The 14,150-nt window shown below is 72.2% G+C and carries 13 protein-coding genes; 3 read left to right on the top strand and 10 right to left on the bottom strand.

Annotated elements, in window-relative coordinates; translation table 11 throughout:
• Window positions 1-55: 55 nt before the first annotated feature.
• From katG to IEZ19_RS02580, 4 genes are all read right to left on the bottom strand, one after another.
• The gene (gene katG, locus IEZ19_RS02595) at window positions 56-2,263 is read right to left on the bottom strand and encodes a catalase/peroxidase HPI (RefSeq protein WP_189309292.1); all 2,208 of its coding nucleotides are present in this window, start codon (window positions 2,261-2,263) and stop codon (window positions 56-58) included.
• 33 nt (window positions 2,264-2,296) lie between these two features.
• The gene (locus tag IEZ19_RS02590) at window positions 2,297-2,734 is read right to left on the bottom strand and encodes a Fur family transcriptional regulator (RefSeq protein ID WP_189309291.1); all 438 of its coding nucleotides are present in this window, start codon (window positions 2,732-2,734) and stop codon (window positions 2,297-2,299) included.
• A 141-nt stretch (window positions 2,735-2,875) separates the two neighbouring features.
• Window positions 2,876-4,186: an FtsX-like permease family protein gene (locus IEZ19_RS02585; RefSeq protein WP_189309290.1), complete on the bottom strand. Its 1,311-nt coding sequence runs from the start codon at window positions 4,184-4,186 to the stop codon at window positions 2,876-2,878.
• Window positions 4,187-4,189: 3 nt separating this feature from the next.
• Window positions 4,190-4,975, bottom strand: a complete 786-nt coding sequence (locus IEZ19_RS02580; RefSeq protein WP_189309289.1) for an ABC transporter ATP-binding protein — start codon at window positions 4,973-4,975, stop codon at window positions 4,190-4,192.
• 168 nt (window positions 4,976-5,143) lie between these two features.
• Here IEZ19_RS02580 and IEZ19_RS02575 point away from each other — a divergent pair, with 168 nt between their 5' ends.
• From IEZ19_RS02575 to IEZ19_RS02565, 3 genes are read left to right on the top strand one after another with little or no spacing between them, the layout of a single operon-like run.
• Window positions 5,144-5,824 (top strand): ABC transporter permease, encoded by a 681-nt coding sequence (locus IEZ19_RS02575; protein WP_189309288.1) that lies wholly within the window; start codon window positions 5,144-5,146, stop codon window positions 5,822-5,824.
• Window positions 5,821-6,492, top strand: coding sequence for an ABC transporter permease (locus tag IEZ19_RS02570; protein ID WP_189309287.1), 672 nt, complete (start codon window positions 5,821-5,823; stop codon window positions 6,490-6,492). Before IEZ19_RS02575 ends, IEZ19_RS02570 begins: the two co-directional genes overlap by 4 nt.
• Entirely contained in the window at window positions 6,489-7,427 is a 939-nt protein-coding gene (locus IEZ19_RS02565) for an ABC transporter substrate-binding protein (protein WP_189309286.1), read from the top strand. Before IEZ19_RS02570 ends, IEZ19_RS02565 begins: the two co-directional genes overlap by 4 nt.
• Window positions 7,428-7,435: 8 nt before the next feature.
• Here the strand turns inward: IEZ19_RS02565 and IEZ19_RS02560 are convergent, their stop codons facing one another.
• The 6 genes from IEZ19_RS02560 to IEZ19_RS02535 all read right to left on the bottom strand — a co-directional run bounded on the left by IEZ19_RS02560 (window position 7,436) and on the right by IEZ19_RS02535 (window position 14,077).
• Window positions 7,436-8,590: an ABC transporter ATP-binding protein gene (locus IEZ19_RS02560; RefSeq protein WP_189309285.1), complete on the bottom strand. Its 1,155-nt coding sequence runs from the start codon at window positions 8,588-8,590 to the stop codon at window positions 7,436-7,438.
• A 71-nt stretch (window positions 8,591-8,661) separates the two neighbouring features.
• On the bottom strand, window positions 8,662-9,210 hold the full coding sequence (locus tag IEZ19_RS02555) for a hypothetical protein (RefSeq protein WP_189309284.1): 549 nt from the start codon (window positions 9,208-9,210) through the stop codon (window positions 8,662-8,664).
• Window positions 9,207-9,878, bottom strand: a complete 672-nt coding sequence (locus tag IEZ19_RS02550) for a DUF6338 family protein (protein WP_189309283.1) — start codon at window positions 9,876-9,878, stop codon at window positions 9,207-9,209. Before IEZ19_RS02550 ends, IEZ19_RS02555 begins: the two co-directional genes overlap by 4 nt.
• Window positions 9,879-9,886: 8 nt before the next feature.
• Entirely contained in the window at window positions 9,887-10,180 is a 294-nt protein-coding gene (locus IEZ19_RS02545) for a hypothetical protein (RefSeq protein ID WP_189309282.1), read from the bottom strand.
• Window positions 10,177-12,009: a CHAT domain-containing protein gene (locus IEZ19_RS02540; protein WP_189309281.1), complete on the bottom strand. Its 1,833-nt coding sequence runs from the start codon at window positions 12,007-12,009 to the stop codon at window positions 10,177-10,179. Before IEZ19_RS02540 ends, IEZ19_RS02545 begins: the two co-directional genes overlap by 4 nt.
• Entirely contained in the window at window positions 11,924-14,077 is a 2,154-nt protein-coding gene (locus IEZ19_RS02535) for a hypothetical protein (RefSeq protein ID WP_189309280.1), read from the bottom strand. The genes IEZ19_RS02540 and IEZ19_RS02535 overlap by 86 nt, the downstream gene beginning before the upstream one ends.
• Window positions 14,078-14,150: the final 73 nt, after the last annotated feature.

Below are 14,150 nucleotides of genomic sequence, written 5' to 3'. Positions count from 1 at the left end.
GGACATGGAGCGGCGCCCCCGGACCGCGTGGTCCGGGGGCGCCGTGCGGTGAGCGTCAGACCAGGTCGAACCGGTCCAGGCTCATGACCTTGACCCACGCCGCGACGAAGTCGTTCACGAACTTCGCCTTGGCGTCGTCGCTCGCGTAGACCTCGGCGAGCGCGCGCAGCTCCGAGTTGGAGCCGAAGACCAGGTCGGCACGGGTGCCGGTCCACTTGACCTCGCCCGAGGAGTCACGGCCCTCGAACGTGGTCTGGTCCTCGGACGTGGACTTCCAGGTCGTGCCCGGGTCGAGCAGGTTGACGAAGAAGTCGTTGGTCAGCCTGCCCGGGGTCTCGGTGAAGACGCCGTGCTTCGACCCGTTGTGGTTCGCGCCCAGCACCCGCAGACCACCGACCAGGACGGTCGTCTCGGGGGCGCTCAGCGTGAGCAGGTTCGCACGGTCGAGTAGCAGGTACTCGGCCGGCAGGCGGTTGCCCTTGCCGACGTAGTTGCGGAACCCGTCGAACGCCGGCTCCAGCGCGGCGAACGACTCGGCGTCGGTGTGCTCGTCGGTCGCGTCGACACGGCCCGGTGCGAAGGGCACCTCGACGTCGACGCCGGCGTCCTTGGCCGCCTTCTCCACGGCCGCGCTGCCGCCGAGGACGATCAGGTCGGCGAGGGAGACCTTCTTGGCGCCGGAGTTGAACTCGCCCTGGATGTTCTCCAGGGTGCGCAGGACCTGCGCGAGCTCGTCCGGGTTGTTGACCTCCCAGCTGCGCTGCGGCTCCAGGCGGACGCGGCCACCGTTGGCGCCGCCGCGCTTGTCGCTGCCGCGGAAGGTGGAGGCCGACGCCCACGCGGCGCCGACCAGCTGCGAGACCGTCAGGCCGGAGCCGAGGATCTTGGCCTTGAGCGCCGTGACGTCCGCGGCGTCGATGGCCTCGCCCTCCGCCTCGGGCAGCGGGTCCTGCCACAGCAGGGTCTCCGCCGGGACCTCCGGGCCGAGGTACAGCGACTTCGGGCCCATGTCACGGTGAGTGAGCTTGTACCAGGCGCGAGCGAACGCGTCCGCGAATTCCTCCGGGTTCTCGTAGAACCGGCGGGAGATCGGCTCGTAGATCGGGTCGACCTTCAGGGAGAGGTCGGTGGTGAGCATCGTCGGGCGGTGCTTCTTCGACGGGTCGAAGGCGTCCGGGACGATCTCCGGGGCGTCCTTGGCCACCCACTGGTTGGCGCCGGCCGGGCTCTGGGTCAGCTCGTACTCGTACTCGAAGAGGTTCTTGAAGAACCCGTTGCTCCACTGGGTCGGGGTGGTGGTCCAGGTGACCTCGAGACCACTGGTGATGGCGTCCTTGCCCACGCCCGTGCCGTAGGTGCTCTTCCAGCCGAGGCCCTGCTGCTCCAACGGGGCGCCCTCGGGGTCCGCGCCGACGTTGTCCGCCGGGCCGGCGCCGTGGGTCTTGCCGAAGGTGTGACCACCGGCGATGAGGGCGACGGTCTCCTCGTCGTTCATCGCCATCCGGCGGAACGTCTCACGGATGTCGCGGGCCGCGGCGATCGGGTCGGGGTTGCCGTTCGGGCCCTCCGGGTTGACGTAGATGAGGCCCATCTGGACCGCGCCGAGCGGGTTCTCCAGCTCGCGGTCGCCGGTGTAGCGCCGGTCGTCGAGCCAGGTGGTCTCGGGACCCCAGTAGACGTCCTCCTCGGCCTCCCACACGTCGGCGCGGCCGCCGCCGAAGCCGAAAGTCTCGAAGCCCATCGTCTCCAGCGCGACGTTGCCGGTGAGGACCATCAGGTCGGCCCAGGACAGGCTCTTGCCGTACTTCTTCTTGACCGGCCACAGCAGGCGACGGGCCTTGTCCAGGTTGCCGTTGTCCGGCCAGCTGTTGAGCGGGGCGAAGCGCTGCTGGCCGGCGCCGGCGCCGCCGCGGCCGTCGCTGATGCGGTAGGTGCCCGCGCTGTGCCACGCCATACGGATCATGAGCGGGCCGTAGTTGCCGAAGTCGGCCGGCCACCAGTCCTGCGACGTCGTCAGCAGCTCGGCGATGTCCCGCTTCACGGCCGCGAGGTCGAGGGACTGGAACGCCGCCGCGTAGTCGAAGTCCTCCCCGAGCGGGTTCGCCACGGCGGGGTTCTTGGCGAGGATCTTCAGGTTGAGCCGATCGGGCCACCACTGGCGGTTTCCGCCGCCCTGCGTCGGGTGCGGGGCGCGCCCGTGCGCGACCGGGCAGCCACCTGCCTCCGTCGCCGCTGCTTCGACTGCTTCTTGGTTCTCAGACATGGGAATCCTTCCCGACTTGGCGGATCTAGGTGCTCAAGAACTACGCGCGGTGGAACATTCTGGACACAGTCCCCAGTAGATGACCTCGGCCTCGTCGATGGCGAAGCCGTGGTCCTCGGAGGCGGTCAGACAGGGGGCCCCACCCGTGGCGCAGTCGACGTCGGCGACGGCGCCGCAGGAGCGGCACACGACGTGGTGGTGGTTGTCCCCGATGCGCCCCTCGAACCGGGCCGGACTGCCGGCCGGTTCGATGCGGCGTATGAGCCCGGCCGCGGTGAGCGCGTGGAGGGCCTCGTACACGGCCTGGAGGGAGATATGACCCACGCGGTCGCGCACACGCGTTGCGATCGCCTCGACCCCGAGGTGGTCGCCACCCCGGACGGTCTCGAGCAGCGCGACACGGGCGGCCGTCACCCGCAGGCCGGCACCGCGCAGCTCAGCGGCGGTGGTCGGAGTCTGGGACGAGGTCACGCGGCAGAACCTACTCGCACAAACACGAACGCTACAAGAAAACGAGAGGTTCAATTTTTATGTCGCGACGGTGGCACACACGTCGGAAGGGGCGGTCGCCGAAGCGGCCGCCCCTTCCCCTCTCCGGCATGTCCCACCAGGTCACGCCACCGTGGCCACCGCCGCGACCGCCGGAGTCCGCAGCGCCCGCCGGGCCGTACCCAGGCTCGTCCCCAGCGTCACCGCCGCGGCGACCGACGACACCGCGAGCCAGATCCCGGGGGCCTGGCCCGGCAGTACGCCGTCCGTGCGGACCATGGTGAACGGGACGATCCCGGCCAGCGCCGCCACCGAGCCCAGCAGCACACCGACCGCCGTCAGCACGGCCGTCTCCACGCCCACCGTGCCCAGCACCTGCCCCGGCGTCGCGCCCGCCAGCCGCTGCCGGCCGAACTCCCCGCCCCGGTAGGTCGTCGCCGCGTACAGCGAGTTGACAAGCATCACGCAGACGAACACCGCGATGATGCCCACGACCGTGAGGTTGAGCGTCTCGAGGTTCTTGGCGTCGACGGACTTCCGCAGTCCCGAGGCCGCGACCGCGTCGGACTCCACCGACTGCATGGTCAGCGTCGCCGTGCTCACGGCCGTGAACAGGACGAGCGACATCAGGATCCCGGAGACGTGCTCGACCCGCCGGCGCAGCGTGCGCACCGCGAGCCAGCCGCTCGCCCCGGTCAGGGACAGCCCGGCCAGCAGACCGTTCAGCAGCCGGGGCGCGAGCATCGCGAGGCCTACCGACAGCAGGATCGCCCCGTACGCGGGCGCCGCCATCAGCGCCGCGTCCGTCGCCGAGAACGCGAACGTCGTCGTCACCGACACGGCACCGGCGACCAGCGCGCCGTACGCCAGGAACGTCCGCGCCCGGCCCCGCCGCACCGCCGGACGCGTCGCCCGCCGTACCGCGAGGAACGCCGCGCCCGCCGCCGCGACCAGCGTGATGTCGACGCCGGAGACGAGTGCGACGGGACCGAACGCGTAGTCCACCGAGTCGGCGACCTGGCCGCTGTCCTGGAACACGCCGAGCAGCGCGTGTCCGCCGAGCATCGCAGGACCGATCGCCAGGGCCGCGCCGGCCAGGGCCACGACCACCGCCTCGCCCACCACCATCCGCTTGATCTGCGCCGGAGTCGCCCCCGAGCAGCGCAGCAGCTCCAGTTCGGCCGAGCGCTGACGGACGTTGACCGTCAGCGTGGAGGCGACGGCGAAGAAGACGAGGAGGGTGCCGTACCCGCCGACGACGCTCGCCGACGTGGTCAGCGTCTCGGCGCTCACCGAGTCGACACCCGGCTGTCCGGCCGTGTCGTGCAGCGAGTTGAACGTCATGATGATCGCCGCGCCCAGGAAGGCGGACAGCAGCGTCGCGAGGAGGCGTCCGGGCCGTTGCCGGACGGACCGCAGGGCCAGTACGAGCATCGGTCACACCCCCGCCGGCACGTCGTCGCCCAGGTGGGCCAGCCGCTCGGCGACCGCGTCGGCGGTCGGCGCATGCAGATGTCCGGCCAGGCGGCCGTCGGCCAGGAACAGCACCGAGTCGGCGTACGAGGCGGCGACCGGGTCGTGCGTGACCATCACCACGGTCCGGCCGTGCACCCGCACCGCCTCCTGGAGCAGCCGCAGCACCTCCCGGGCGCTGCGTGAGTCCAGCGCGCCGGTCGGCTCGTCCGCGAAGATCACCCGCGGTTCGGTGACCAGTGCGCGGGCGATCGCCACCCGCTGCCGCTGACCGCCGGACAGCTGGTCGGGCCGGTGGCCCAGCCGGTCGCCGAGGCCGACCGCCGTCAGGATCTCGCGGGCCCGCCGCCGGTCGACGCGCCGGCCCGCCAGCTTCAGCGGCAGCACCGTGTTCTGCACGACCGTCAGCGTGTCGAGCAGGTTGTACTGCTGGAAGACGAACCCCACCCGGCTGCGCCGGAACCGCGTCAGCTCGGCCTCGCCGGACCCCGTCATCTCCGCGCCGTCGACCACCACGATCCCGCTGTCGGGCCGGTCGAGGCCGGCCGCGCACTGCAGCAGCGTCGACTTGCCCGAACCCGACGGCCCCATCACCGCGGTGAACGAACCGCGCGACAGGCTGAGCGTGATCCCGTCCAGCGCGGTCACCTCGCTGTCGCCACCGCCGTAGGTCTTGGTGACCTTCACCAGACGCAGCGCCTCGGCGGCGGGTCCCGTGTCGTGCGTACCCCGCGAACCTGTCCGAAACATCGTCGTCACCCTCCGTCCGGGCACCCCCTGTGCCCCACCGACGAAGCTACGGACCGGTGGCGTCCGGCACATTGGGCGCAGAACCCGTATCGGAGGGTGGGGTCAGCTACACCCCGGACGGGCCACCACAACGAGGCGGCCCGCTCGACCGCCCGGTGCAATGGACCCGTGACCGCGCCGCCGGACGACTGCCTCGCCCGCAACGAGTGGATCTGCGGTGAGTATCTGAGCACCCGCCGCCGGATCCTGCTCGACGCGGTCCTGCAGCACCTCCAGCTGACGACGGTCTCGGTGCTGATCGGCCTCACCCTCGCGGTCCCGCTCGCGGTGCTGGCCCGCCGCTGGGGCTGGGCCGCCGGACCCGTCCTCGGCGTCACGACGATCCTCTACACCATTCCGTCCCTGGCGATGTTCTCCCTGCTCCTGCCGGTGTACGGCCTCTCGGCCACGCCGGTGGTCGCCGGGCTGGTGCTGTACTCGCTCACCCTGCTCGTGCGGAACATCCTCGCGGGCCTGAGCGCGGTCCCCGAGGAGACCAGGCAGGCCGCGCGCGGCATGGGCTACGGCCCGATCCGCCTCCTGCTCACCGTCGAACTCCCCCTCGCCCTGCCCGCCGCGATGGCCGGGCTGCGCATCGCCACCGTCTCGGCGGTCTCCCTGGTGACGGTCGGCGCGATCGTCGGCTTCGGCGGGCTCGGCAACCTCATCTACGCGGGCATGAACACCTACTTCAAGGCCCAGGTCCTCACCGCGTCGGTCCTGTGCGTGGTGATCGCGGTCGCCGCCGACCTTGTCCTGCTCGGCGTGCAGTGGCTGATCACCCCCTGGACGAGAGCGGCCCGCGCGTGAGCACCCTCGCCGGCGCCTGGCAGTGGCTCACCGATCCCGCCCACTGGGCCGGGGACGACGGCATCCGGCACCGGCTGCTGCAGCACCTCGTGCTGACCGTCGTCTGCCTGGTCATCAGCTGCGTCATCGCCCTGCCCGTCGCCCTGGTCCTCGGCCACCTCGGCAAGGGCGGCGCGCTGGCCGTCAACATCTCCAACGTCGGCCGGGCGGTGCCCACCTTCGCCCTCCTGGTACTGCTGCTCCTCACCCCGATCGGCACCTGGGGCGAGGGCCCCACGGTCGTGGCGCTGGTGCTGTTCGCCGTGCCACCGCTGCTCACCAACGCGTACGTCGGCATGCGCGAGGCCGACCGCGACGTGGTGCGGGCGGCCCGCGGGATGGGGATGACCGGTCGGCAGACGCTGTTCCGGGTCGAACTGCCCCTCGCACTCCCCATGGTCATGACCGGGGTGCGGATCGCCGCCGTCCAGCTCGTCGCGACCGCCACCATCGCCGCGCTGGCGGGCGGCGGAGGGCTCGGCCGCATCATCACGGCGGGTTTCAACCTGGCCAGCACACCTCAGGTGGTGGCAGGCGCGGTCCTCGTCGCCGTGTTCGCGCTGATCGTCGAGGGGATCTTCGAGATCGCCGAACGGCTCGCGCCGCGCTGGGCGAGGGGGACGCGATGAGATGCCGTACGGCGCTGCTGGCGGCCGTGTTCGCCCTCGCCGGCTGTACCACCGGCCCCTCCCTGGAGGACCGCGGCGAGGTCACCGCACCGCCCGGCGACAGCCACCGTCTGACCATCGGCTCCGCCGGATTCACCGAGAGCGACCTCCTCGCCCGGATGTACGCGCTGCTCCTGGACCAGGCGGGCTACAAGACCTCGATCCTGACCGTGGCCAACCGCGAACTGTACGAACCCGCCCTGGAATCCGGCCAGATCGACGTCGTGCCCGAGTACGCCGCCACCTTCGCCGACTGGCTGGGCGCCAAGACCAACGGGCCCGACGCGCCACCGGCCGGCTCGCCCGACCTCGGCGCCACGATGACGGCCCTGCGCAGGCTCGCCACGCCCCGCGGTCTCACGGTCCTGGACCCCGGCAGGGCCGTCGACCAGAACGCCTTCGCGGTGACCCGGGCCTACGCCGACGCCCACCACCTCAAGACCCTCAGCGACCTCGGCGCCTCGGGACTGAAGGTACGGCTCGCGGCGGGCGACGAGTGCGTGCAACGGCCGTACTGCGAGCCGGGGCTGAAGAAGACCTACGGCATCGACATCACGGGCGTCGACCCCAAGGGTGTGGGCACCACCCAGGCGAAGCGGGCCGTGCAGAGCGGTGAGGACCAGATGGTCCTCACCACGACGACGGATGCCACCCTCGACACGTTCGGCCTGGTCCTCCTCGCCGACGACAGGCATCTGCAGAACGCCGACTACATCGTCCCCGTCGTCAACCGCTCCCGCGCGGGCGGCGAGCGCGTCACCAAGGCGCTCGGCAGGCTCAACGACGTCCTCACCACCGCCGACCTGGCCTCCATGAACCAGCAGGTGGACGGCTGGCGGCGACTGCCGCAGGACGTGGCGCGCACCTGTCTGGAGGACAAGGGCCTGATCAAGTGACGGCCGGCTCAGGCGTGGGACACCGAGTCGAACGGTACCTGACCGCGCGCCACGCCCCGCGCGTCCGCGTCCACCGAGCGGCGCAGCGCCTCGTGCAGCTTGGCCGGAGTCAGCACACCGAGGAAGCGCGCGCCGTCCAGGACCGCGACCCACCCGGCGTCGTACTGCAGCATCACCCCGAACGCCTGCTTCAGCGGCGCGCCCACCGGCACCCACGCCGTCATCCGCCGCGCCAGGTCGCCGATCGTGCCGCCCGCCGCGAGGTCGTCGACGCCGACCCAGCCGTGCAGATCGCCGTCCTCGTCCAGGACGACCGCCCACCGGGCACCGTCGGCCCGCATCCGCTCCCGGGCCAGCTCGGCACTCTCGTCCGGGCGGGCCACCGGTGGCTGCTCCAGGTCGTCCGGCTCGATCGCGGTCACCGACAGCCGCTTCAGACCCCGGTCGGCGCCCACGAACCCGGCCACGTACGGCGTCGCGGGCGTGCCCAGTACCGCCCCGGGCGTGTCGAACTGCTCGATGCGCCCCTTCCCGTACACCGCGATGCGGTCGCCGAGCCGTACGGCCTCCTCGATGTCGTGCGTGACCAGCAGCACCGTCTTGCGCACCGCCGCCTGCATCCGCAGGAACTCGTCCTGCAACTGCTCGCGCACGACCGGGTCGACCGCGCCGAACGGCTCGTCCATCAGCAGCACCGGCGGGTCGGCCGCGAGCGCCCGCGCCACGCCGACCCGCTGGCGCTGGCCGCCGGAGAGCTGGTCCGGATAGCGCGGCCCGAACGTGGCCGGATCCAGGCCGACCAGTTCGAGCAGTTCGGCGGCGCGCGCCCGCGCCTTCGGCCTCTTCCAGCCGATGAGCGCCGGCACGGTCGCGGTGTTGTCGAGCACCGTGCGGTGCGGGAAGAGGCCGGCCTGCTGGATGACGTATCCGATACGGCGGCGCAGTCGCACCGGGTCGACCGTGGCGATGTCCTCGCCGTTCACGAAGATCCGGCCGGAGGTCGGGTCGATGAGCCGGTTGACCATCATCATGGTCGTCGTCTTGCCGCAGCCGGAGGGGCCCACGAGCGTCACGAGTTCGCCCTCGGCCACCTCGAAGGAGAGGCCGTCAACGGCGGTCGTACCGTCCGGATAACGCTTCGTGACGTGCTCGAACCGGATCATCCCCTCACGCTAGGAGCCCCCGCCGCGCCCCGCACACCGGCGGACCACCAGATGCGCGGCGCCCGGTGCGCTCAGGGATGCCAGTGCTGGGGCGCCAGTTCCGCGGGCGACATCTGGGCGCGCCGCGAGCCGGAGTCGCCGAACGACATCACCCACATGTTCGTCGTGGCGGTGGTGTACATCGGGTGGGAGTGCTCGTAGCGCTCACCCGCGCACGTGACGACGACGCGGAGCAGCCAGCGCGTCACCCGCAGGTCCGTGGTGAGTGCCGCGAGACGCAGCGACCTGATGGGCGCGCGGCTGTCGAGCGGCGGGGCACCGGGCAGCAGCCGGATCTCGGGCGGCGACGGGTCCAGGTACACCTCCAGCTGCGGACGCCAGGCCTCCATGTACTCCTCGGCGTGCACGTTGTGATGCGATGCCGGGAGCCGGTCGGTGACCTCGACGGCGAGGCCCGTGATCGAGGCGTCGTACGGGCCGGTGGGCCGCACCTCGACGACCACACCGTGTCCGGTCAGCCCGGCATCGACCGGGTGCGGCCCGACGACCGGTCCCGGATCCAGCCGCAGGCCGTGGGTGCGGTGCAGCTGCACCTCGAAGTCGTACGGCGGTTGGTTCACAAAGGCTCCTCCCTCTGCTGCGGAATGTGGTCGAGATACGTCGTGGTGAGGAACCTGATGTGCCGCGCGCTCACCGACACCGCGTGATGTCCCGAAAGCGGCCGGGCCGGTGCATCGGGTCCCGGCCGGTACTCCAGGGGTGCGACGAGGACGAGTTCACGGTCGCCGGTCTCCTCGGCCTGATGGGCGAAGTTCTTCAGGATTCCGCCCAGGTAGGCGCCGCCCTCCAGCTCGCAGCCCACGTACACCGAACGCGCCCCGACATCACGTGGATAGCTGTGGAACAGCAGCCACCACGACGACTCGACGGCGAGCGGACCGGGCCCGCGGGGCAGCAGCCGGGCGGCACCGAGCGCCGCGGCGGCGGCCAGCACCAGGAGCCCTGCCGACCAGAGCGCGAGCGGCCCGTAGTGGACCCGGACATAGCCCCAGCCGTCGCGGACGAGCGCGCCCGTGTCCGGGGTGGACGCCGGGGCGGCGGTGCGGACCAGCGCGAACACGGCCAGCGCGAGGCCGTCGAAGGCCAGGCTCGCCAGGACCACCCGGGTGGTCTCGCGGAACGCGGAAGAGGTCCGCTCGGGCAGTCGGGTGTCTCGTGCCGCCGCGTAGACGAAGCCCGGCACGAGACAGACCACGAACAGGAACAGGCCGAGAAAGCTGCTGGGCACCGGTGCGCTCAGCCGCCCTGGCCGTCGGACGCCGCGTCCTCGCCGGCCGAAGGCGGCTGGTCCGGGACGGTGGGTCCGGGTGGCGCCGCCGGGCGCTCCGACACGGGTCGCGGAACCCGTCCGCCGACGGCCATCGCCTGGCCGCCGCGCTTCTCGCCGTGGAGGAGGATGTCCCGGACGGTGCGGGGGCGTGGCCGCCCTGCACGCTCTTCCTCCGGCTGCTCGGCCCGGTCCTGGTCCGCTGTCGGTGGGGACTGTGACGGGGTGTCGTCCTCGGTGCTCACCCGGTCCTCCTCGCTCATGGTCCGGTGTGGATGAAGGGCGTCCAGCAGATCAGCTCCATGCCGGGCTCCCGGCGCAGTTCGCGCACGGCCTCGTGCAGCGCGAGCGCCGTGCGCTCGGCGTCCAGCGTTCCGTTCGCGACGACCGAGGCGTACACGTGGTCGGCGATGTACGTGGCGAACCGGTCGTAGACCGACCACAGGGTCGCCACCACGTGCCGGTAGCCGGCGAAGTGCAGCGCGGCCGAGATATGGATCGCCTCGTCGGGGAGCCCGAAGTCGCTGACCGCCGTCCGGCAGCTCGGCAGGAACGCGAACTCCGCCTCCTCCAGATCGAGGCCCGCGATGTCCCCGACCGTCAGACGCGCGTCGTACAGCTCGATGCCGCTGTCCGACGGGCTGCGGGGCGCCATGTCGCCGTGGCAGCAGAAGTGCGCCCAACTGTGCCCGCCCAGCTCGCCGAGCACCGCGGCCCGCGACGCCTCGGGCCCCGACCGGACGGTGCAGGCGTCGGCGAAGTGGGCGCGCACCAGGCGCAGTTCGTCCCGTGCGTGCGGCAACGACCGCATACCAGGAGTCTGTTCCATGGCGACCATCAGCATCCTCCGCCGCCCGGACCCGGGCGGTCTCCGGTCACGGCTGCGTACCAGCGCCCGCAGCGTCGGTGTGTACGAGGAGACGACGCGGTCCAGGACGCAGGTTCCCGGCGGTGCGCCCGGCGCGTGGAGGCCCATGGCGTGGAAGGGCAGGAAGGCGAGCGGTCCGGTGGGGCACCACCACACCCGGGGCCAGGAGTCGTTGCCGGGAGGCGAGTTGAGACCCAGGGCGTCCAGGACGGGCGAGGCGACCGCCTCCCACATCCGGGCCAGCACCGACTCCGTGGTTCGGCCCAGCCGGTCGTAGTCCTCCTCGGTGGCGTCCGGCTGGTCGCATGCCTCGAGATCGGAGACGTAGTCGGTGGCCGCCCGGGTGATCTCGGTGCCGGTGATGTCGAGCGGAACCGTGCGGACCCCGGTGCGGGTGACCGCCAGGGCGTCACAGCGCCGACCCGCGACGTTGATCAGGACGACGGGGCCGCGGTCGGCCGCCCGGCGCAGCTCGCCGAAGCGCGGTGGCAGCAGGAAGTCCCGGAATCCGGGCACCTCTTGTCTGACCCGCTCGGTCAGTTCGTCCCACTCGCGGGCCAGCGCCATCCTGCGGTCCGCGGTCTGTGAGTGCGGTGTGTACGGAGTGCCGGATCCCGTGTCCAGCGCTTGGAGCTCCGTACGAGTGCGCGTGAGACGGGCCGCGCGTTCCGGCTCCGCCCGGCTCAGGGCCGTCATGTCCGCGGCCAGGTCCAGCGCCTGGTTCCACAGCACCGTGCGGCCGTGTTCCAGCAGCTCCACCGCCCGCTCGGGGCGTCCGGCGTCGAGCGCGGCAGCGGCGGCGTTCTGAGTCAAGGCGCTCAGCTCGCGCAGCAGCCGCTCCCGGTCGGTCCGGCTCAGACCGTGCCAGGCGAGCAACGGCACGCAGGCGACAGCCCGTTCGTAGTCGGCGAGGGCGGCGGCCGGGTCCTGCTGCCGCTGCGCCCGGTACTGGAACGCGTCCAGCCGAAGCATGGGCGGCGTTCCGGCCGAGTCGGCGACCAGGCCCAGGGCCTCGTCCGCGGCGGCACGGTCGGCGGCGCGGGCAGCGGCGGAGCGGCCGGCGACCGCGGAGCGGGCGCTCTGGAGAAGCGCGAGCTGGTAGAGGTGCCTGGCATGGTCGGGATGGTCGGCGGTGACCTCACCGAGGGCGCCGTGCACGGCGGTGATCGCGTCGTTCAGGTCGGGGAGTTTGCCGGTCTCGTCGGAGCGCGCGGACAGGCACATCGAGAGGTTGGCGAGGATGCCCGCGCGGCGCGGGTGCCCGGGGGGGAAACATGCCGGCGGCCGCCCTGAGCGAGTCGATGGCGGCGTCGATGTCGGCCCTGCGGCGAGCCTGCCGGTAGCGCGTCCACTGCGTGAGGCCGAGATTGGACAGGACCGTTCCGTACTGCGAGTGGTCGGTCGGGATGGACTCGGCCGCAGCCGTGGAGGCGTCCACCGCGCTGTCGAGGTCGGCCGGGTCGCCGAAGAAGATGTAGCGGTTGCGCAGGGCGATGCCGGCCAGGTTCAGGGCCGCATGGCGCTCGCTCGGCAGCATGCGGGCCGTCGCGGCGCGAGCCAGGTCCACGGCTTCGTCGATGTCGGCGCGGGCTCCCAGTCGTTCGAAGCGGTGATTGAGGGTGACTCCCAGGTCCACCTGCGCCTGGGCCGTCGCGGTACCGCCGGACGCCGAGGCGGAGACGACCCGTCCGCGCTCCGCGGCGACCGCGGAGTCCAGGTCGCCGGGATGGGAGAAGTACAGCGCGCGGGCGCGCAGCGCGTGGGCCAGAGTCCCGTGTATCACCGGGCTGTTGACGTCGCCGTCGGGGAGCAGGGCGACGGCCTCGGTCGCCATGCGAACCGCCTCGTCCAGATCCTCGCGGGAACCGGTGACCTCCGAACGGTTGACGAGTGCCATTCCGAGCAGGTGGAGGTCGAGTGAACGGGCACCGGGCCGCCCGGTCACCTCGGACAGCCGCACGGCCTCTCGCCCGAGCGCCACGGCACGGTCGATGTCGGAACGCGACGAGGTCAGCAGATGCCGGTCGACGAGCGCCTCGATGAGCGTGTGGAGGACACCGCCCGGACGTACGCCGCCGGACGCGGCCGGGCGGCGCAGTGACTCCACGATGGAGATCGCCTCGTCGAGGTCCGCCACGCTGCCGGAGAACCGCTGTCGCTGAACGAGTATGCCCGCGAGCAGGAGTTGGTACTTCCCCCGGTCCCCGCGCACTGCGGACTCCGGCAGGGCGAGAGCGGCCCTGACCATGCCCTCGGCCGCGACGAGGTCCGCCTGCTCACCGTCACGCCGGAAGCGGTCGAAGAGGGCGGCCGCGAGGAGCGGAGCGGTGGCGGCGCGCAGGCGCCCGGCGGCGGGCTCCGGCCACGCGCCCTCGTGGACGGTGCTCAGGAGGGAGACGGCCGTGTCCAGGTCCTTCGGCCGGCCCTTCGGCGTGCCGTGCCGCCGGTAGTGGGCATGGCCCAGGTTGACCTGCTGCTCCGCCTCGATGGCCGTCCCCCGCGGGGCTGCTGCGACGACCTCGGTCAGCTGGTGCACCGCGTCGTCGAGGGCGCCGGACAGCAGCAGCGCGACGCCGAGGTTCTGGGCGGTGACGAGCCAGTCGCCGTCGTCGGGATCCAGGTGGGCGAGCGCGGTGCGCAGGGCGGACACGGCCGTGTCCGAGTCCGCTTCGGTTCCGTCGCGTTGGCGACGCAGAAGCAGTGCGAGTCCCAGACCCGCGTACCAGTGCCCGAATCCCTCGGGTCCGCCCGGAGCGGCGTCCACCGCGGCCTGGAGCACGGTGATGGCGAGGTCCAGATCCGCGCCGTCCCGCCGCCGTTCGAACCGGACGCGCAGCAGATGACCCCACAGGAACCGGAACCAGGGGCGTTCCGGATCCCCGGGTGTCTCGCCCGCCAGCAGCTCCGCCCCCGCCAGCAGGTCGACGGCCGCGTCCAGCGTGCCGGGAGCGGGGTCCGCCTCCGCCTCGGCCACCAGCCGGTGGGCGTCGTCAAGCGTGAGGGAACGGGCGGCGTACCGGGCGTCGAGCACGGCACGCAGTTCCGGGGGGATCGGGGTGTCGGGCGCTGCCTGCCCGGCGACCAGGAAGAGCTGCACGGCGATCTCCGCGCACTCCCGCCCGTCGTCGGGATCGCTGGTCTCCCGCTGCCGGTACCAGTGGAACCAGGCGAGCGCCGTCACCGTCTCCAGATCGTCGCGCTCCACCACGTCCAGCAGGGCGTCGGCCGCCGCCCGCGCCCACGGCGTGAGCACCGCCAAGCGGTCGGCTCCCGTCGCGTAGTCGTCCACCACCCGTCGCAGAGTGGCGAGTTGACCCTGCCTGCCCGTCCGGTCCATCCATACCCCAGCCGTCCCCCGTCCTTGT

Origin of the sequence: Streptomyces brasiliensis (assembly GCF_014647875.1) — a bacterium.
Lineage (GTDB): Bacteria > Actinomycetota > Actinomycetes > Streptomycetales > Streptomycetaceae > Streptomyces > Streptomyces brasiliensis.
The sequence above is the reverse complement of the archived record's forward strand: the minus strand, read 5'-3'. Positions and strand labels throughout refer to the sequence as shown.

Bases quoted from the DNA above. Each gene is read 5' to 3' on its own strand.
- katG (WP_189309292.1), bottom strand. From the start codon at position 2,263: ATGTCTGAGAACCAAGAAGCAGTCGAAGCAGCGGCGACGGAGGCAGGT.
- IEZ19_RS02585 (WP_189309290.1), bottom strand. From the start codon at position 4,186: ATGCTCGTACTGGCCCTGCGGTCCGTCCGGCAACGGCCCGGACGCCTC.
- IEZ19_RS02565 (WP_189309286.1), top strand. From the start codon at position 6,489: ATGAGATGCCGTACGGCGCTGCTGGCGGCCGTGTTCGCCCTCGCCGGC.
- IEZ19_RS02560 (WP_189309285.1), bottom strand. From the start codon at position 8,590: ATGATCCGGTTCGAGCACGTCACGAAGCGTTATCCGGACGGTACGACC.
- IEZ19_RS02540 (WP_189309281.1), bottom strand. From the start codon at position 12,009: ATGTGCCTGTCCGCGCGCTCCGACGAGACCGGCAAACTCCCCGACCTG.
- IEZ19_RS02545 (WP_189309282.1), bottom strand. From the start codon at position 10,180: ATGAGCGAGGAGGACCGGGTGAGCACCGAGGACGACACCCCGTCACAG.
- IEZ19_RS02580 (WP_189309289.1), bottom strand. From the start codon at position 4,975: ATGTTTCGGACAGGTTCGCGGGGTACGCACGACACGGGACCCGCCGCC.